This is a genomic window from Pseudoalteromonas sp. J010, assembly GCF_003934235.1.
Lineage (GTDB): Bacteria > Pseudomonadota > Gammaproteobacteria > Enterobacterales > Alteromonadaceae > Pseudoalteromonas > Pseudoalteromonas peptidolytica.
This window is the reverse complement of sequence record NZ_RDBW01000011.1, coordinates 72,673-90,915: the sequence shown is the minus strand read 5'-3', so window position 1 is coordinate 90,915 and position 18,243 is coordinate 72,673. Positions and strand designations below refer to the sequence as shown.

The following is an 18,243-nucleotide window of genomic DNA, read 5'->3' as shown; positions in this document are numbered from 1 at the left end:
TATGGCCATTCAAGATGATAAGAATATGCCTAAATCCCGCGTAACCTTGCGTTATCGCACCCAAATTAACGGTGTACCAGAAGACATTACTTTGCCGATGCGGATCCTTATCGCCGGCGACTTTTCTGGTTTTTCAGGTCATGAACAAAACACTGTAGCCAAAAAGCAAATCGGTCAGGCCGATGAGCAAGGTCAGCGGTTATCACTGGACAAACGGCATATTTTTGATGCAACAGAAATCACCGATATCAAGCTGCACAGCGAAAACGGCACTAAGCTGACATCCATTGAGCAATATAACCCAGTGATGAAGTTATTGCGGGTTAAAAGCGTGGTAGGCGGTGATCTTCAGTTTACCCATCTGGATGCTTTTAGCCCCGACAGGATCCTCGAAAACAGCCGCTCGGAGATCAAAAACAAACTTGAAATCAAGCGCCTGCTGAATGAAGTGATGTCAAATCTGACCAACAACAAGCGCTATCGACAGGCACTGCAAGACTTGCTGACCGCCAGTAACTCACAAACGGTGCAAGACGAATTGAAAGAAATTATTGGCATTTACCTCCCAAAAACTGAGCAGAGCGAAGGAGATTTACGATGAGCGATCAAACCGCAACCAATTTTATTGATGACGTACTCCAAAGTGTCAACCTCATCACCAAGGAAGAGAGCGCAAGTCCTTCATCGACTGTACAAGTTTTGTTAGCCAAAAAGAAGCAGAAACTGACCATTGATGCATTGATACTGGCTGTCAGCCCTCTTGCCAGTGTGCTAAAAGATCCTAGCAAAGAAAACCTAGAACAATATAAAGAGGCTTGGCAGCAGTGTTTCACTGCGCTCGGTAAGGTGGAGGCGCATTTTGATGATGGAGCAGGGAATACGCTACTATTTAATATCGACGATCTGAAGGCTGCCTTGCCCTCTTTGGCTATGGCAGACAATAATCTTGATGAAAGCCTGAAGAAGCTATCCAAAGTTGTTGGCGATAAGGAGAAAGTGAAGGTACTTGAAGCAGCATATAATAAAGTGGTTGCGGCTGTTGAGAGCGGCGACCCCGAGAAAGTCACACAAGCCATTGAAGCGCTTAAAGCATTACCTGAATATCTGGATTCTATCGGCATATTAGCTACCTGGACACCGGCACTCCTTGGCGACAAAGACAAACCGATGTTTGAGCTGTGCATCAAAGAAACAGAGGTAGATCGTCTACTGATGCAAATTGCGGCATTGAGCCACACGGGCTGCCTACCGCAGAGCGAAGCTGCTGACGCAAGTGGTGCAGAACTACTGTTTGAGCTAAAAGAAAACATCACCAATAACACCACGGCGATAGACAACGCAATTCAGAAAGAGCTCGACAATGTACTTCATGAACCTGCCTTTCAGCATCTGGAAGCCAACTGGCGCGCACTGGAGTACCTCATTGAACAAACGGACTTTTCTAAAGACATTAAGATTGATCTGCTCGATGTCACTAAAAAAGAGCTGGAAGATGACTTTGCCGAGAACCGCCGCGATATCGCCAACAGCAGCTTGTTCAAAAAGCTCTATACCCAAGAGTACGATCAGTACGGTGGTCAGCCTTACAGTGCCATGATAGGGCTTTATGAGTTTGAAAACAGCGAGCGCGATATAAATTGGTTAAGAACCATGGGTAAAATTGCCAATGCGTCACACTGTACCTTTGTGTCTTCGGTGGGCCCTAAGTTTTTTGTTGGGCAGGACGACATCAACCAGTTGGCGGAAATTAAAAACTTAGAATCACACATGCTACAGGGCAAGTTCTCTAAGTGGAACGAATTTAGAGACTCGGATGAAGCCGCCTATTTGGCTTTTACAGTTCCAAGGTTCATGATCAGGGCGCCTTATCATATTGAAGATAACCCGGTGCCGGGTCTCAACTACACGGAGAAAGTCGACGACCATCACCATTATACTTGGGCCAATGCGGCGATGCTATTTGCCCGAAATATTGTGCATTCGTATGAAGAGACCTCCTGGTGCCAGACTGTTCGCGGCCCTAAAAACGGTGGCCATATACCCAACCTTGCCAGTCATACCTTTAAACAAAATGGTCTGACTCTGACCAAAGTACCGGTTGAGCTGGTGATGCCGGATTATCGTGAACTAGAGTTTGCCAAAGCTGGGTTTATGCCGCTGGTGTACCAAAAAGACACCACTAACGCGTGCTTCTTTTCTTGCCAGTCGATCAAAAAGCCCAAGCGTTTTAAAGACCCAAGAGACACAGAAAACTCCCAGCTGGTTACAAACCTGTCTTACACACTGTCCATTACCAAAATCGCTCACTACATCAAATGTATTATGCGCGACAACATAGGTGGTACGGCCGATGCGCCATACATTACCAACACCATCAGTAACTGGCTGAACAACTACGTAACGACGGTGGTCAACCCGGACGACCTGACCCTGCGAAGCTATCCATTTAAAGCCGTTAATGTTGAAACCGTTGCCCAAGAAGGGGACATCGGGTGGTACAAATGCACCGTTAGTGTCTCTCCTCATCTGCAGTTTGAAGGACTGGATGCCGAGCTGAGACTGGAAACACAACTTTAAAACTTAACTTATTATTGCGGAGACTATTATGGCTTCAACAAATCTGGCTTGCAGCGTTGAGCAGGGGTTTAACTTTCAAAAAGATGCGCAAATACAGGTAGGTCACATTACCTCACTGAAAATTGGCGACAAAGAATATAAAAAAGACTTGGCGGTCACTGTACCCACAGACATCAGTGGCGACAAGGTCAAAGTGGTGGGTGTTATCTCAAATATTTTTTGGGAAGGCGGACACGCCGACCCTATTATGTTCGCCTGTCGCATTTCTACAGACAACAAGGAAAGCAGTGTATTGCTGCAACATACCTCGATGAGCGATACCAGTGTGTCATTTTCTTTCGTCATTTACGATTATGACCCGAAAGAGAAGAAGTTCTATCCTAACTTCCACACCAATGAAACCGACCTGAATGGTTTGGTGGCCAAAAACGGCGGCGAACTGGACTTTGGTGTTGACCTGGATCAGGCCGAGGATGTGGTCTCGCCAAAAAACTTTAGCTTCTTCTTGGGCGTTATGCCAACAGAGGAAGAGCAGGAAGCGCACTTTGCCGTCAATACCAGTGCTAAGTTCGTCAAGAAATGGGGTGTCAGCGTCGCTGAATAACCCGCTCTGCATCAAGGGGCGACTTATTCTGCATGGTTGCTCCCTTATATTCTGGTTCTAATATTTTACATCTGGAGAGATACATGCTGGGAGAACTGGCTCAGGTCCACTGGCAGCTTGGGCAAACTCTATTGCCGGAACATTTTGTCGCACAAGAAACTGCTCTGTTAACCGATAGTTCAATCAGGTTCAGTCTGACTGGTAAACCCTTTTATGGGTTGGCGCAGCTGGCCCTAGACCTATCCGAAACTGCGAAGGACATAGTGGGGATCTCGGAGTTTTGTTGCATTTTACCCTCAGGGGAGCTCATCAAGCTTAACGCCAATGCTGAGTTTTTGTTTAACCGAGGGCAAGTGATCCTGCCTAAAAGCGCCGTTTGTGCCGATCTGTACATCAATATCTATGAACACAATGCTCTGACCGCACAAGATATTCGACTTGAATTGCAACAGGATACTGAGTGCAATATCGCGCCCGGAAATGACGATGTGGTACGCAAAGGCTATGTGCTGGAGGTTATCTCAGTGCCAAACGTTAGAGACGAGGCCACGTCAGAAATTGAAATGCTCTCCAGACGCGCAAAACTGACCCAGATCCATCAGTTTAAACTGGTTCACTTTGCAAAGAATAGCGCACAAAACTGGTTGCCAGATGAGCGTTACTTACCGCCACTGCTGGTACTATCACACTCCTCACTGTTTGCTAAGCGGGCTCAGAAACTACAACAGTACCTGACCTGCTTCAAAACAGAACTCGAAGAGCCGATTTTACAAGCTATCGAAGCTAAAAATTCGCAGCAAGCGGCATTGTCAGCCATTGAGTGCCAACAACAAAGAGATGCCAGTGACCAGCACTCGGCAGAGGTGATCAAAACACATCAGCTGAGCTTGCTAAGCAGCTTGTATAAAACGCAGCGAATGCTCAACACCATCACGCAAACCGACAGCGAGGTGTTAGTGCACCCGTATGAGCTGTTCTGTCAGCTCGAAGCGTTTTATATCGACTGTAAACTTTATCGCAATGGCTTGCCCCACACGGATGCTATCGTCTATCGCCATAATGCCTTGGCAGAGGTGTTTGATAAACTCATTGACTTGCTGGATGAGGTGATTTTCCTCAAAGAATACAGCTACCGCCATAGTGCTTTGCGCGAAACCAACGGCATTTACTCCTGCGCGGTTGATGCCGATGCAGCACAAGAAAACACACGTTTTTATCTGGCCATTTATCATGAAAGTCAGGCTCAGGTGGGACAATGTCCGGTACCGAGTTTGGTCAGTTCAGAAGCCAGACTTCGCAGTGCCACCCCAGATACTATTGAAAGTCTGAAGCTGACTCAGGTTACCAGCGATACAGTGCTGGCTCGGCTGAACAAGAATCGCCTATATGATTGCGGCGCACAATACTATGAGGTACATAAAGATGGCGAGTGGCATAACATCGTTAAAGCACACAGTTTCGCCTTTTATGGGCAAAGTGAGTTCAGGGGCTACCTATTTGAATTTATAACGGAAACCAAAAACTATGCGGCTCGTCGGTAAGTTTTGTAGTAAGCCGGTTTATGCCGCCCATACGGTTACCGATGCGGTGAAAAATCACCTTACAGTCCTGCTTAATGCCACGGCTGGGTTTAGCCATTTCGATTTTGATTATGGGATCCCCTGTGAAATAGGTGAGCGTCTTTCACCGCAACTGATGCAAAGCCTGTGTGAGCATATCAGGATCCAGATAAATCGTTGGGAAAGCCGCTTTAGCCTGACAGACGTGCGCTACGAATTAGACGCGCGCGAGTCGAGCATTTTGCTGTGCGGCGAAATTGACGGCACGCCTTGTCAATTTAGGGTGCAACTACGCGGGCCGATAATATGAGTACTCTGATCTGCACCATTGAGCTCAGCAAAGACGAGGGTGAAGGGATCACGGTGCATGTTAAAAATAAAGATTCTAGCGACGAGCATCAGATACAACTGAGTAATACCAGTATCACGCTCATCAGTAAAAACGATTCGTCGACCACGCAAACAACGCAAACCGCAGACTCACTGAGCATTAACGTAGACGGTAAAAAGAGTGTGCTGTCGATGCATAAAGATGCGATTGAAATGAGCTGCACAAACTTTTCCCTTAAAGCCAGTGGCAGCGTATCGGTTGAAAGCGGATCAGAAACCAGTATTAAGGCTGGCAGCAACTTCAAGGCGCAAGCTAATGCGCAGGTGAACGTGAAGGGCAATATGACGACCCTAGAAGGGCAAAGCATCACTAACATCAAAGGCGCGCTGATAAAGCAAGGTTAAATACATGTCTGATAGTCATCATATCCATCAAATTTATCTTTCTCAGCTACAAGGCCTGGAGCAGTTCAGGTCTCAGTACCAAAGTGCGTTTGCTACCGCAGCGCTGGACAGGGACGACCCAGAGCTCAAACGGCTGACAGAGGCCATTGCCTATTGCACCGCGCATACTCAGCAGGCTGCGCTGTCTTCACTGCGCCGTCATGAGCAGCAGTTATTGATACAGACCCACCCCTACATGGCGACCGCGCTGCCGGCAAAAACCATTATTCAGGCGCATCCAGATGCAAAAATGACGATGCGCTATCAAATTGAGGCGGGAACCCCGTTTGCGATACAAAATGAAGACTTTAAAACCGCCATGTTTAGCACCTGCAATGCGCTTGCTTTGCAGCCTGTGCAGCTCAGCCAGTTGGACTGTGCGCCGAGGGGATTAACCGATCAGACGCTCAGGCTGAGGTTTGACGCTTTCACCCAGATGCACGAGGCGCCCGCAGAGCTGCCGTTTTATCTGAATGTGTGCAATGACTTTAATGCCACACTGGCGTTGCTCACTGCGTTGCAAGACGAAGAAACTCGCCTTGAAGCGACTTTTGATAACGACACGCAGCGCATCCCCTGTACACTGGTTTTTCGCCAGCCTGAATGTCAGTTTGGGATGCACCCTATAGAAACCGTTCGCAACTTGCTGCACTTTCCTTATGCTTACTTTTGTCTGGCACTGTCAATCAAGCAAGCACCTAAGCACTGGCATAGTTTCTATCTGAACATTCACTTAAAACAGCACCGCACGCTGCCAGCGCTGTCGAAAGACTGTTTCAGACTGTTTTGCACACCGGCAATTAATTTATACCAAACTCAGGCGAAAAGTATCTGGTGTGATGGCACTCGCTCGCAATATACCATTGTTGGCGACGAACCAGAGGTTGAGATACATTCGGTGCATGGGGTTTTTCAGCATCTGGGCGATAAGAAGTTGCCCTTATTGCCCTCACTGCTCAGTCAGGCAGACAACACCTATAATTTGACAAAAAATGATCAGCAACATTGGGATCTGGATCTTAATCTGCCTGATGCTTTTGCCGAGCCGCGCACCGTCAGCATCCATGCCAACGGACATAACCCAGCGTTTAGCCCTTGGCTGTGGCATAAGCTGACGGCAACACCGAATAAAATGGAACTTCCCGGTGTAACTTGGTCATTAAACGAAGCTCGGCAGGCCTGCGCTTTAGCTCATAAAAACAGTGCCTTACCACCCATGTATTTGCTAGCTATTAGTAGCAACGAGGTGGTTACCACAAAGCATCTGACCGAGCTTTTTTATGTCTTTACCACACAACTGGCGCGCGAGTTTGACGTTATCACACTCGGATTCAGAGGGGTTGAAGCAACCTCAGATCCGGCGCACTTTACGATGCTCATCAGCTATGGCGATGCCAGTGAGCTAACCGCTCGTCTGTTTGTCCGGATATTTGAGGTGGGGGTTAATCACTGGTTTGGGGTTCAGCACATTCGTTTACACCTACAACAAGCAAATCCCGAGGGACGTAGAGTATGACAGCGCCCGTGTGCGATACAGCGCTGTTAACACAGCTTATCGGTCAGCTTCAACAAGATATCAGCAAACTGGACTACCCCCTAGAGCCTGCGCATAAGGCCTGCTTGGTGATGCTAAGCAACGAGCTGTTTGAGTCTTCCCAAAACGGCACTGCGCAGACTGAGCTGATTGAGCAACTGCAACTGCTCGAAGACTTTCTGGATGTTTGTGTACTTAGGCAAGTGACTCATGGATAAAACAGCACAACAGATCAAAGACAATATTCAGCATTTTGACTTACTTGCGTTATTGCGATTACTCAGGCATCTGGGTTACAGCAACATTTGGTTTGCCAGTCACGACAGCCTGATCTCTGAGCAGCGCATTGTCGAAACGATAGAATTTACTTCAGATGCCGTGGTGATCAGTCTGAATCTGGGGTTGCTGAGCCCGCAAAGCCCGCTGCCTGGATATATTTTGCAATTGAGAGACACCCTGATGGATCGCGCTGAGGAGTTCAGGCACTTTATTGGCTACTTTGATCACATTATATTGCAACAGCTGGTGCACAGCCTGTTCCCTGAGTTCGATCACAGTGCATTTGGTCACTGGCACAATTATCAGTCGCAAGCGCTGGCAATGACAAACCTCAAGTCAGTGCGCACTATCCAGAGTGTGTTTGACTACGTTTATCCCGAATACCACATACACACGCAACCCAACCAAAAAATTAAAGTACAGCAGCTTGCCAGAACCCCGTTAGGTCAGGTCGTGACTGGTAACCATTACTTGCTGGGTGATACCGACTTTGTCAAAGAAGAAGGGATTGTTGTGACCTTATTTGAGCAGGACAAGCATTTTGACATAGCGCAGCTACAACGGCGGCTCCGGCTGCACATTCTGCCTTTGCTAGCACCTCTATCATTGCATCTAGAAGTGCGGTTCCAAGGCAGGCTGAGACCATTAAAAACGGGTAATGCGGGCTTTATGACCCCACTTGGCTTTCACGCACTGGGCAGCGCACAACAGGCGGGTAAAGTAACGCTGTTTTACGGACAAACCCATGGCTACGGGAGGTCGAGTGAACAATCATAATCAAAACCACTTAAACGATCTGGAAGAGGGCATGGGAGAGCGAGAAGTCTACGCTGCGGTCTATGAGTCGTTGCAAGGGTCTTACTCTTATCCTGATGATTTTGACCAGACGGTGTTAGCGCCAATTGACGAACACATGCGTATTCGGGCATTACCTGCGGTCACTCAAACTTGTCTGACGTTATTCTCTCAGGGATGCAGCGATATCAGGGTGATCTGCCTGTATCTGTATGCCAGCGACCTTTGGCTTTGCCGGGCTGGAATGTGCGCTTTGCTTCCCTTGTTGGCAGAGTTACTCACTGAGCACCGTCATCAATTGCTGCCGGACACGTTTACAGCGGAAGCTGCACTTGCGGAAATTGACCTCAACCTGGCGCTGTTATTTAAAAAAGTCACTCGCAAACTGGGGTTTCAGCTCACGCAAAGTAGTTCGACATTGCAGCAGCTTGTTGATGAGTTAGATACGGACATGCTAAGTGCACATCTGGAAGAAATCGAGGACTTTACGCAAGGGCTGCTGCAATATCTAGATGGAACTGAACTAAGCGCTGTCATGTACCTGAAAATGTATCAAGAAAAAATTGCGTTGTTAGACGTATCACCAGGCATGGTTGAGGCACCTCACTCGGCGTCTGTGTCAGAGGATGAGAGCGAGCAGGATATTGAGCAAACGACTACAAAGCCCCAAATCGGTAGTGACTTGCCAGTTAAGAGCAACTCATTTGCACAGCCAGAAACATCACATGCTCTGGCACTGCTGCTCAAAAAAATGACTGTGTTTCAAAACTTGCTACAGCAACAAGATTACCTCAAAGCTGCCATCATTAAAGAAGACATCGCGCACATTATTGAAAACTTTGATCCACGTCTTTATTTTCCGACGTTATTTGGTCCTTTTGTACATGCACAAATCAGTCATGGAGAGGCCTTGATGGAAGCGCAGATGGCGCTGTCTCAGCAAGCGAGCATTGATGCGCTGAATGAGTTGTATCAGATGGATCTAGACGCTTTTATTGCGCTAGAACTCAACTCTTTCTACGAGTAATCATCATGTTTACTGACAAAGTAGCGCTTACGCTGACACTCACAGTTAAGCAACAAACCCACACGGTGGCCGGCGGCAACATTAAGTTCTGTCAGCTTAATTTAGGTAAACAAGGCTTTAACGGAGAAGTTCACTTTTGGCTGTCGGACGAGTCGGACAATGACTCCCTCATCAGTGACTTTACCAGCGAGCAGTTGATTGACCTGACATTGGGGGTGACCCAGGATTCGAGCAATCCGGACAAAGACACCCTGACACTGAAGGCGCTGGTGGCTGAGCGCTCTGTCTATGAACAGACCTTTAGGGATGTAAAGGGCAACAAGGTGCTGTATCGCAAATATCAGTGTCGCTTTTTTGATGCTGCACAGTTTTTGTGGCAACAGCATTTTCCATGTGAACTGTACGTGGGTAAGTCCATGAAAGAGGTGATCAGCGCCCAAACAACCGATGCGCTCAATATTCAGTTTGGCAGTCAGATATTAGAGCAAGTTCAGCCACTGATTTGCCTGTCGATGGGGGCAACGGATCTGTGCTTCTACCAGTTTGTATTGAATTATCTGAAACAACAGGGCGTTTTCTGGCGCTATGATTATAAAAAGCATAGTTACACCATAACCGATGACAAGGTACGCCCAGCGGATAACTTGGATTTACTTCCGGCCGATAAGCCGAGGTTTAAAGTCCATTACCCCAAAGTGGATATTAAGTCGCAAAATCTGCTGAATGCAAATAGTGCGCAGGCAAAAATCATTCCTCTGTCGCAGAACTCGCTTGTTCAGGGAATTAAAAATGACCGGCTAATGTGTAGCCCATTCACCGACACCGAAAATACGCAGAAAAAGTTACAGCTCAGGCATAGTACACCTCAAATGGCAAAGCTTCAGTTTACACTGCGTGCGATACCGGTAAATCAGCTTTACCCGGGTGTGGGATTAGAGCTCAAGCACCCAGGCTGGAGTAACATTTCGCTGGCCTATCAACAACCCTATCAGGGAGTCAAAACCGGGATTAAGCTCACCGCCACCCGGCAAAACGCGCCGGATGATCTTAATATGCCAGCGACTCAATATCAGTGCGAGTATCAGGGGATATTTGAACACCAACAAGACAACAGCAGCGATGGTGAGGCCCCGTTACCAGAGCCATGTTTTGTTGAAGGGACTATCCTCTCTGAGCCAGGTGCTGACGAGGACAAAAGCTACCAATATGTACAGGATGAAAGCACCAAACAAAACCAGTACCGTGTTCATATTCCGCTTTGGGATCAGGAGATTAAGCTATTATTTCGGCCTGATTTTCTGCCCCCTCATTTTTATTTTCCATTGTATAAAGGGTGCCGAGTACTGCTGGAAATAAGCTTGTTTGAAGCACAAATCTGTCGGGTACTGGACTGGGGCGCTTCGGTTTTTTTGGAGCAGAACACCCAAGGAAATCATTTGCTGCTGGGCAATAATGACAAAGATCAGACTGCGATTAAACATGAGTATCAGGACGACAAGCCCGTATTCAGTATCAAACGAACCAAAGACAAAGACACAGAACTGATGCAGTGGCAGGACGGAAAAATTACCATTCAGACACAAGAAGCAGACGGAGACTAACCATGGCACAGGCCGTAGCAATGGGGGCAGTACTGCAATGTTCATGCGGAATGGCACCTTCAACCCTGATAGTGACACCAGAAAACAAGGTCATACAAAACACCCCGATGGCCAATATTATGGACCACATTCCCTTTAAAAATATTCTGCCCTTTGGCATGTGTAACTCGCCTGCCAATCCGGCGGTGGCCGCTGCAACAGCTGCTGCATTTGGGGTACTCACCCCCATGCCCTGTATGCCTTCGATACCTGCTCCCTGGATCCCCAGTGCGCCAACGGTTTTGCTCGCCAATAAGCCCATCTTAACCGACAGCTGTAAGTTGATGTGCATGTGGGCTGGGGTGATCAGCGTTACCAGCCCGGGGCAAATACCTGTGCAGGTTAAGGGGTGAGTATTAATCAAAAGTATAGCTTTAATTAGGTTTCTAATAATTAGTATATCTATTTTAATAAATTTTTAATAAATTTTTAATTCGGGGTGGTAAATGCCAGATTCAAAAAATAAATATTTGGGAAGACTGAGAAGTAGTAAAAAGAAAAGAAATTTTCAAAATAAAGTGGTAAATAAAAAGAAAAATGAGAATAAAAAGAAAGATGAAAATAAAGATGTTAACAATGAAAATAAAATAACAAAGAAGATAAGTAAGCGCTATGTAAAAAATAAAGAAAAGTTAAAAACTAAAGAAAAGTTAAAAGCTTCCGAGGGGAATGTGCAAGTAGGAACAAAAAGACCTAGAAGTAACAGTATATCAGGGAGATTAGAAAATGGAAAAATAATTGAGGAAAGTATCACACTTAATTCAAGGAGCTATATATACAAAGGAAATGATGTGAATTTAATAAAAGAAAAGCATGGTTGGCTTACTAAAACAGCGGTAATCTCGACTGAAGCCTCCGCAAACTTCAGTAAAAAGTATGGTGAATTAATGCTAGGTAAAGAAGCAACTTCAAGAATGTTTAATTTTCTTGAAAAAAAACCTTCTAATTTTGATAGTATTTTTTCTAAATATAAAGATGTATTGATTAATAAAAATAAAATAACTAAAGCTCGTGATTTTAATGGCTTTATAAATGACTTTTTTGAATTTAAGGATATACCTCATGTCATAGTTATTGTCGAAAGCGGTTCTCGTGAATTTCCAGAAGAATTCAATTTAAATCATGGTGGGTGCAATTATTTATATGATATGAAAGTAAGCGATATTAATAGCAAAATCAAGCAGAATATGACTGCATATCTTAGAAGAGATATGGGAAAGGTTTATACCGTAGGTGTTGAATCGGTTGATGTGAATAATGTGTTGAATACTAAATGTATATCTGTGAGTTACAACTTGATTAAATCTAACTCTAAAGAACAGAGAGTGTCAAAAGAACTCATTGTGCATCTGCCAAACAAGCAAGCAGCAGGGAATAAAGAGCTAATGGATAATTGCATAAAAGCATTCCAAAGTCATGCTAATCAACCTAAATCAAAAGGAGCACAATACATAGCATTTCATGGTGACACCAATTTTAGTAGTGCATTATCTGCGAGAAACTTACCTAGTGTTGGAGGAAATATAAAGTATGGAGAAAATACTTTCACATTTGCACCAGCATCAAGTGGATCTGAAAAATTTACTACCTTTATGCAGTCTAATGTAATATCCCCGCCTGACGATGTCATTGTTTATCAGCCTTCTGCATTAAACTTTGTTCAGGCGAGTACCGGCTTGTTTGGTAAGCACGTAGCAGTCGATCACCCATCAATGCTGTGTCGTGTTTTTCATAATGGATGGAGACCAAAAGGAATGTAGGGCAAGGTTATGAACTTTATCTTGACATAAATTTATGATCTTCCAATACTTTTAAGATTAAGCAGCCGAATTATGTCAGCCAATATGTTGCTTGAACACTTTTCTTCCATTGATGACCCACGCCGGTAAGGCAAAGTACAACATCCATTATTCGATATTCTGTTTCTAACTATCAGTGCCGTAATCGCAGGCTGCCAAGGTTGGGAAGAAATCGAAGATTTTGCCCATGATACACTATCTTGGTTACGTAAATTTATAACGTTAGCTAACGGCGTGCCGTTAGGCCAATGCAAGACTGACTAGAAGTCCAATGAAATCATCGCGATCCCAGAGTCGCTTCAGCTGATCGAGCTAAAAGGTTGTATAGTGACCATTGATGCTATGGGCTGCCAAAATGAGATTGTGAAGCAAATTATAAAAAAGAAGCGGATTATTTGCTGGCACTCAAAGTTAATCAAAGCCGCTTATTTGAACAAGTAAAAYAACTCTTACATCCAGAAATCACACGCCAAGATGTGGGAGATATGAATAGTTATAGGCAGAGCCGTAGTCGAAAAAACACTAGAGACAGTAAGTGCAGACTATGACAGATCGGTAAAATCAAAGTTCATTGAAAATAGAATAATGTTTAAGTAGAAAAAAGCTGGTCATTTTAAAAGAGAAAAATATTATGTACAAATTGCTAATAGATATTTTGAAGAGAACAAAACCCTTGATGGACAGTGCTGAAAGCGGAGTCCGCATAAGCAGAAGTAAAGCTACAACAGTAAAATCTTTTCAGTACAAACATGAAGTTCAGTTTAACGGAACTATGAAAGCTTCAATAGATACCCTAATTCCTGCATTAATTAATAACCTACAATTTAGATTTAGTGAACTAAAGCCAGAAAAAGAATCGGGCTTGAGGGAGCTCAAGAGTATTGCATTTTCTTTAAACTTCACCAATTTTAAGTCTCCCAGCATGGGGGTTGAGATCTTCTGGGGAGAAAGGTTCGACATATTTGGACTGAGTGTTGTTAAAAAACTCAGTACTGAGCACATCAGCACAATTATCAAAAACAAACTATTAGAGTCGACCTATGGCTCGACAAGCATAGACATGAAAGGGCTTAAAGTTTGGGATTACCTTATAGAAGATGTCCTGGAGATAAACAATCAATACAAGTACGATCTTCAGAAGCTTTGCAACCATTTAGTACTATCCGATGAATGCACTCCCCAATACTTGCGCATGCGATTAGACCTTGGAAATTATTACGGTGACTATGAACTACCCATCTGGAATGTACACGATGGTGATGCTTCTAGCCTTTTAAAAAATAAAATACTAAACTCCAACTTTACAAGGGAAGTAACATTAGAACAAAGAAAACTCTTACAACCACACTTTAAAGAAAAGCAGGGCAAAGAGCCTTATCAGTTATAGCTATACGAGACTGTAGCTAAATTTGTGTAGCTGCCTATCACAACATACTCTACATTGAGTTAAGGAAAGGCAGATGCAAATGAATAAAAAGAGCTTGAAGCTTTCGCAAAGTAAGCAGACAAAGGCATCAAAAGGCCTAAGGGTTTAAACACGCTTTTGCTTACACCCCTCTCTTTCCAGGGAAATCAAAAAAGCTCACTAAAACTAACTCATAACGTAATTTAATCAAAAACATATCCCTGAACCCAAAAATTAAAAGTTAATATGCTAATAAACAAACGTATTGATGAACTCAACGCGATGCACCGCTACGCCAGTATGCAGGGTATCGCGGTTAATCCCGAAACCAATGCCTTTCTCGCTGCTGTGACATGCAAGCAGCAAAATGGTGAGAGGTTATCAGAGCAAGACACTGCGCAGCTTGAGCAAACGCACAAACAGCTTACTGAGTTGATAGCCCCAGCAAAGCCTGACTGTATTGAACTGATCCAAGCGCATGAAAACAGCTGGTTAAGGTTTTTAGGGGCAATCCCGCTGGTGCGCCAGTTGCTTCTGGTACTACTGGTTTGTTTACTCAGTGTCGGCGCGCTGGCAATGTCACCTTATGTCACCAGTGCGACATTAAACCAAACGCTGTCCAGCCTGTATGGCTGGCCACGGCTAGCTAATTTTATGCTTTATCTGTGCGCTGCCAGCTGTGGGGCTGCGGCCACCAGCTGGGCAATTGCTGGGCACTATCTAAAAAGTATGCGTTTCCTTGACGAGTTTACCTCCTGTTATTGGGTAAAACTGAGTATCGGCACGAGCAGTGGGCTTGTGCTATGTACCTATCTGCCGATTGAGCGCTTGCATGGCATAAAGAGCCAGTTCATGCTGGATATCGATAAACCTTTACTTGCTTGTTTAGGCGCCGCAGCCACGGTTTTGCTTATGCACTTTTTAGTAAAAGGGTTAAAGCGTCTGAGTGGCGCACTACAGGTTGTTTACCGTCATGTGGTCACGGGTATTGAGGCATTGGGCTTGTTTCGCTCGAAAGACAACTCAGGTCAAACTTGGTCACATGATCAGACACACATAGAGCCCGCTATGCCTGATATGGAAGAAATTGATGCACCGGCACCATCAGTGCAGCCGGAGGTTGATATGACCACTTCACCCAGTGAGTTTACCTGGTGGCAGGAACATACCCGCAAGGCTTGTTGCCAAAAAGGCGTTTTGTGCGCGCCGGGCGATAACGCTGGGCTGATACTGGTGAGGGGGTATGACTGTAAAGACCGCTCTGCTGAGCAGATCATTTATGATTTATCCCGCGCCGGATTAGACTTTGCTACGACTTGTGTGCTGGCAAAAGCGGCGGGTTTAGTTGGCGAAGACGTGAAACGGTTTATCTTGGTTGAGCAGTTATCTCAGCTTAGGCTGAGTAAACAAGTACAGCACAAACTATTTGAGGTAGTCTGGCGTTCTATTGAAGAGGAGGTGCGAAGTATTTGTGCCAAATCCGACTGCGTGGCGGCCTATGGCAAGGTAAACTGGCGCGCACTGGATAGCAAGATTAAGGCAATGGTCGGCGATTTACACTTTTGCGGGCACTATACACCGCTTAGCCGCAAAGTGATCCAAGAATACATAGTCAAAAACGATCTGAGCGGCTTTACGCAGGTTTTATGCAACGAAGACTACTGGCCGTATGTACCAGCAGCACGCTTTGAGGCGCGTAGACAGTTTTTACAATCAACACATTAAAGGCTCAATCGGTTTATGCTATTTTTTCCATACAGCGCTGTGGCACTGCATTGGCGCGCTTTGCGATAGTTCAAAGGCGACATATTAAACTGTTTTTTAAACGCAGTAGAAAAATTATTGCCATCGGTATACCCCACGCGCTCTGCAACCTGTACCACACTTAACGACGTTTCGGCCAATAATTGTGCGCCTTTGAGCATTCGTTGCTCTCTCAGCCAGTTAAAAATCGATGTATTCATATGTGTTTTAAACGCTTCGGCCAGGGTATTTCTGTTCGTTGAGAGGGTCGTACTCAGCTCAGCTAAAGTGATATTCTCAGACAACCTGGCGCGCAAAATCTCAACCGCCTCGCTCGCCAGACGCGCTTTTTTATTTCCCAGATCTTTACTATTTAGACCGGCATCCTGTTTAAAGGTCAGTAAGTGTTTAAGGCAGTTAAGCCGATGTAGTAGCTCTGCGGGAATTAGGGGATAGCTCACATAGTCCAGCGCGCCCCGATCAAATAGCACCTGTTTATGCCCACACGACTCGCTAACCATAGCTATTACAGGTACGAGGAAGCCAAATTTTTTTTGAATACCGGCCACTACTTTATCCAACATAGCACTGGCGACGATCTTGGTTTTTGCAACGACATCAATTAAAAATGCCACGGGTGTCACAGTAAAGCTTTTTTTGCTAAATTCCTTATCACTGATATGCACAGTGCTAAATCCTTGTGGTGATACCAACATATTAATATCCCTGTGTGCTTTGATATTAAAGTTAATCAGGCATATATTGGGCTCTGCATTTTTGGTATACACCTTTTCCTCTCAACATGACCTGTACTTCGCACTCTGTCTTGCTTGATTACAATCCAGGTTGCTCAATAGGCAGAAAAAGACTGCATATTCTATTTTATGAGCTTGTTGATATTTACTATTTTTCAGCCGGGTATTGTCGGAGTTAATGCTTAATTCGCGTAGTTGTTAATTGGCTGAATTTAGCGCAATATCATAGTGGCAAAAGTAACAAATTAAATAGGCTTTCTAGTCTATTTTGTTAAAAACCCAACATCAATTACACCCTATTACATGTTGATTAAATAAGAACTAATAATTAATTAAGCGTTTATTGTTGCTTATATTGCAAGGGGAGTGTGGCGCATCAGTTTACCTCAGGTCAGCTGACTGTATAACTAGCCCAAAGTGCAGGGGCGATTCATCTTGCCATTAGATATCTCTGTTCGAGGGGAGTGAGTAGTAATAATGCCACCTAGAATAGTGTGCGGATTTTTTGAATCATAACAGTACGTGATGACCAGAATTGGCAACACGTACTTTATTATCACAATTTAAAAACACAATGATTTAATCTACAGTGGCGATGGCTGATTCAACTCTATTTTCACATAAGGTTGTGCCGGGTAAAGTTGCACAGTATTCTCCCGCTTGCTCTAAGCTGATACGCTGGTTTTCTCGAGCTTGAAGGCGAGTATTGAGCTGTGCAATTTCGCTGGGATCCTCAGATACAGCTCTAAAAGCAGTTAAGCGTTCAATTTCATCGTATACCAGGTCCTGATAACCCCTTAGTCGAGCCGATAGAGCAATATAACGCTCTGATATTGCTGGTTGGCCTGCGTAAGCTAGGTCATAGTGGCCGGAATCCTCATAGCTTTCGACTTCGTATTTTAAAACGTTTAAATGTTCATCTTTAAGGTCGTCTACATAATCTCCACCATCTAACAAATAGCTAAATAAGTTGTCTGCGTATGTTATGCAAGGAGTTAGATTATCGGTTTTGCAGTGCATTGTGCCATTTTTAGTTAGCCTTGCCAGCTCTGGTGTCATGCCACCGTCGGTATTTACTTGAATAGTGTATACAGCATCTTTGGTTGCATCTTGGAACACTTTTGTTTTGGTAAATGTTTTACTAAAAAATAAAAATTTTACTTTGATTTTAGTTTGAAACCATTCGTATTTGGTTTGATCTGCAAAGTGAAGCTTTGCAGTGACATAAATACGAGAACCTAGCTTTATATTGTGGATAAAACTATCGCCGCAGCGACCTCTGACTTCAGAGGGGCTGGTGTTCAATAGGTCAGAGATGTTGGGCTTTGTAGTTCTATTTTCAAAGTTGTAGCTGCCTTTTTCATAAGTTAACTCGACCGCTGAAGCTGCTGAATTTCTATTTTTGGTTACTTTTCTGCGCATGGAAAATTTGGCTGAGCCACCAAAAATAACCAAGTTGATACCAGCCTTTACACTACCAGTAATGGTATTGATCATGGTATCAGAGTCAAAATCGCCACGATAAGCCAAGTCGCCCATGCTGCCGCCTTGAAATTGCCATTGACCATCCAAACAGGGCTCTAAGGGAATGCCAAGCGTTTGTTCGAACCCTTGACCTAGCGTTTCTTTTGCTGTGTTTAATGAGTAGTAGGTGTGTGCATTTGCTGTAGAGYTCAACAGGCCACAGAACACTATTAGTATGGATCTTAAGTGCATACATAAATTCCTGTAAATGGTTTGCTGTGGAAAAGG

Annotated in this window: 17 protein-coding genes; 15 read left to right on the top strand and 2 right to left on the bottom strand. The window is 44.7% G+C overall.

The window, feature by feature from the left end:
* Position 1: 1 nt before the first annotated feature.
* The 15 genes from EAG18_RS07280 (at position 2) to EAG18_RS07205 (ending at position 15,718) form a co-directional block, all read left to right on the top strand.
* Positions 2-601 (top strand): type VI secretion system contractile sheath small subunit, encoded by a 600-nt coding sequence (locus EAG18_RS07280; protein ID WP_125251718.1) that lies wholly within the window; start codon positions 2-4, stop codon positions 599-601.
* Entirely contained in the window at positions 598-2,577 is a 1,980-nt protein-coding gene (gene tssC, locus EAG18_RS07275) for a type VI secretion system contractile sheath large subunit (RefSeq protein ID WP_125251717.1), read from the top strand. Before EAG18_RS07280 ends, tssC begins: the two co-directional genes overlap by 4 nt.
* A gap of 28 nt (positions 2,578-2,605) precedes the next feature.
* Positions 2,606-3,181 (top strand): hypothetical protein, encoded by a 576-nt coding sequence (locus tag EAG18_RS07270; RefSeq protein WP_125251716.1) that lies wholly within the window; start codon positions 2,606-2,608, stop codon positions 3,179-3,181.
* An 83-nt stretch (positions 3,182-3,264) separates the two neighbouring features.
* Positions 3,265-4,722 carry a type VI secretion system baseplate subunit TssK gene (gene tssK, locus EAG18_RS07265; protein WP_185745566.1) on the top strand — a complete coding sequence of 486 codons (1,458 nt, stop codon included), beginning with the start codon at positions 3,265-3,267 and terminating at the stop codon, positions 4,720-4,722.
* Positions 4,706-5,050 carry a GPW/gp25 family protein gene (locus tag EAG18_RS07260; protein ID WP_125251714.1) on the top strand — a complete coding sequence of 115 codons (345 nt, stop codon included), beginning with the start codon at positions 4,706-4,708 and terminating at the stop codon, positions 5,048-5,050. Before tssK ends, EAG18_RS07260 begins: the two co-directional genes overlap by 17 nt.
* Entirely contained in the window at positions 5,047-5,475 is a 429-nt protein-coding gene (locus EAG18_RS07255; RefSeq protein ID WP_125251713.1) for a hypothetical protein, read from the top strand. The genes EAG18_RS07260 and EAG18_RS07255 overlap by 4 nt, the downstream gene beginning before the upstream one ends.
* A gap of 4 nt (positions 5,476-5,479) precedes the next feature.
* Positions 5,480-7,030, top strand: a complete 1,551-nt coding sequence (gene iglH, locus EAG18_RS07250) for a type VI secretion system baseplate subunit TssF/IglH (protein WP_125251712.1) — start codon at positions 5,480-5,482, stop codon at positions 7,028-7,030.
* Positions 7,027-7,266: a hypothetical protein gene (locus EAG18_RS07245; protein ID WP_125251711.1), complete on the top strand. Its 240-nt coding sequence runs from the start codon at positions 7,027-7,029 to the stop codon at positions 7,264-7,266. The genes iglH and EAG18_RS07245 overlap by 4 nt, the downstream gene beginning before the upstream one ends.
* Complete coding sequence (locus tag EAG18_RS07240; RefSeq protein WP_125251710.1) at positions 7,259-8,104, top strand: type VI secretion system baseplate subunit TssG; 846 nt, start codon at positions 7,259-7,261, stop codon at positions 8,102-8,104. Before EAG18_RS07245 ends, EAG18_RS07240 begins: the two co-directional genes overlap by 8 nt.
* Positions 8,091-9,149 (top strand): type VI secretion system protein IglI family protein, encoded by a 1,059-nt coding sequence (locus EAG18_RS07235; RefSeq protein ID WP_125251709.1) that lies wholly within the window; start codon positions 8,091-8,093, stop codon positions 9,147-9,149. The genes EAG18_RS07240 and EAG18_RS07235 overlap by 14 nt, the downstream gene beginning before the upstream one ends.
* A 5-nt stretch (positions 9,150-9,154) precedes the next feature.
* Positions 9,155-10,750: a hypothetical protein gene (locus EAG18_RS07230; RefSeq protein WP_125251708.1), complete on the top strand. Its 1,596-nt coding sequence runs from the start codon at positions 9,155-9,157 to the stop codon at positions 10,748-10,750.
* Between the two features lie 2 nt (positions 10,751-10,752).
* On the top strand, positions 10,753-11,142 hold the full coding sequence (locus tag EAG18_RS07225) for a DUF4280 domain-containing protein (protein WP_125251707.1): 390 nt from the start codon (positions 10,753-10,755) through the stop codon (positions 11,140-11,142).
* Positions 11,143-11,235: 93 nt separating this feature from the next.
* Positions 11,236-12,549 (top strand): hypothetical protein, encoded by a 1,314-nt coding sequence (locus EAG18_RS07220; protein ID WP_125251706.1) that lies wholly within the window; start codon positions 11,236-11,238, stop codon positions 12,547-12,549.
* 670 nt (positions 12,550-13,219) lie between these two features.
* Positions 13,220-13,975 carry a hypothetical protein gene (locus EAG18_RS07210; protein WP_125251705.1) on the top strand — a complete coding sequence of 252 codons (756 nt, stop codon included), beginning with the start codon at positions 13,220-13,222 and terminating at the stop codon, positions 13,973-13,975.
* Positions 13,976-14,239: 264 nt separating this feature from the next.
* Positions 14,240-15,718: a hypothetical protein gene (locus EAG18_RS07205; RefSeq protein ID WP_125251704.1), complete on the top strand. Its 1,479-nt coding sequence runs from the start codon at positions 14,240-14,242 to the stop codon at positions 15,716-15,718.
* Here the strand turns inward: EAG18_RS07205 and EAG18_RS07200 are convergent.
* Together EAG18_RS07200 and EAG18_RS07195 are read right to left on the bottom strand one after the other, a co-directional pair.
* The gene (locus tag EAG18_RS07200; protein ID WP_125251703.1) at positions 15,715-16,452 is read right to left on the bottom strand and encodes an AraC family transcriptional regulator; all 738 of its coding nucleotides are present in this window, start codon (positions 16,450-16,452) and stop codon (positions 15,715-15,717) included. The two genes, EAG18_RS07205 and EAG18_RS07200, sit on opposite strands and share 4 nt — an antisense overlap.
* Before the next feature lie 618 nt (positions 16,453-17,070).
* Positions 17,071-18,207, bottom strand: coding sequence for a hypothetical protein (locus tag EAG18_RS07195; RefSeq protein ID WP_125251702.1), 1,137 nt, complete (start codon positions 18,205-18,207; stop codon positions 17,071-17,073).
* Positions 18,208-18,243 lie beyond the last annotated feature (36 nt).

Excerpts from the sequence above, each read along its gene's own strand:
- tssK (WP_185745566.1), top strand. The coding sequence starts at position 3,265 with ATGCTGGGAGAACTGGCTCAGGTCCACTGGCAGCTTGGGCAAACTCTA.
- EAG18_RS07245 (WP_125251711.1), top strand. The coding sequence starts at position 7,027 with ATGACAGCGCCCGTGTGCGATACAGCGCTGTTAACACAGCTTATCGGT.
- EAG18_RS07270 (WP_125251716.1), top strand. The coding sequence starts at position 2,606 with ATGGCTTCAACAAATCTGGCTTGCAGCGTTGAGCAGGGGTTTAACTTT.
- EAG18_RS07255 (WP_125251713.1), top strand. The coding sequence starts at position 5,047 with ATGAGTACTCTGATCTGCACCATTGAGCTCAGCAAAGACGAGGGTGAA.
- EAG18_RS07200 (WP_125251703.1), bottom strand. The coding sequence starts at position 16,452 with ATGTTGGTATCACCACAAGGATTTAGCACTGTGCATATCAGTGATAAG.
- EAG18_RS07210 (WP_125251705.1), top strand. The coding sequence starts at position 13,220 with ATGTACAAATTGCTAATAGATATTTTGAAGAGAACAAAACCCTTGATG.
- EAG18_RS07280 (WP_125251718.1), top strand. The coding sequence starts at position 2 with ATGGCCATTCAAGATGATAAGAATATGCCTAAATCCCGCGTAACCTTG.
- iglH (WP_125251712.1), top strand. The coding sequence starts at position 5,480 with ATGTCTGATAGTCATCATATCCATCAAATTTATCTTTCTCAGCTACAA.
- tssC (WP_125251717.1), top strand. The coding sequence starts at position 598 with ATGAGCGATCAAACCGCAACCAATTTTATTGATGACGTACTCCAAAGT.
- EAG18_RS07225 (WP_125251707.1), top strand. The coding sequence starts at position 10,753 with ATGGCACAGGCCGTAGCAATGGGGGCAGTACTGCAATGTTCATGCGGA.
- EAG18_RS07220 (WP_125251706.1), top strand. The coding sequence starts at position 11,236 with ATGCCAGATTCAAAAAATAAATATTTGGGAAGACTGAGAAGTAGTAAA.
- EAG18_RS07205 (WP_125251704.1), top strand. The coding sequence starts at position 14,240 with ATGCTAATAAACAAACGTATTGATGAACTCAACGCGATGCACCGCTAC.
- EAG18_RS07260 (WP_125251714.1), top strand. The coding sequence starts at position 4,706 with ATGCGGCTCGTCGGTAAGTTTTGTAGTAAGCCGGTTTATGCCGCCCAT.
- EAG18_RS07240 (WP_125251710.1), top strand. The coding sequence starts at position 7,259 with ATGGATAAAACAGCACAACAGATCAAAGACAATATTCAGCATTTTGAC.
- EAG18_RS07230 (WP_125251708.1), top strand. The coding sequence starts at position 9,155 with ATGTTTACTGACAAAGTAGCGCTTACGCTGACACTCACAGTTAAGCAA.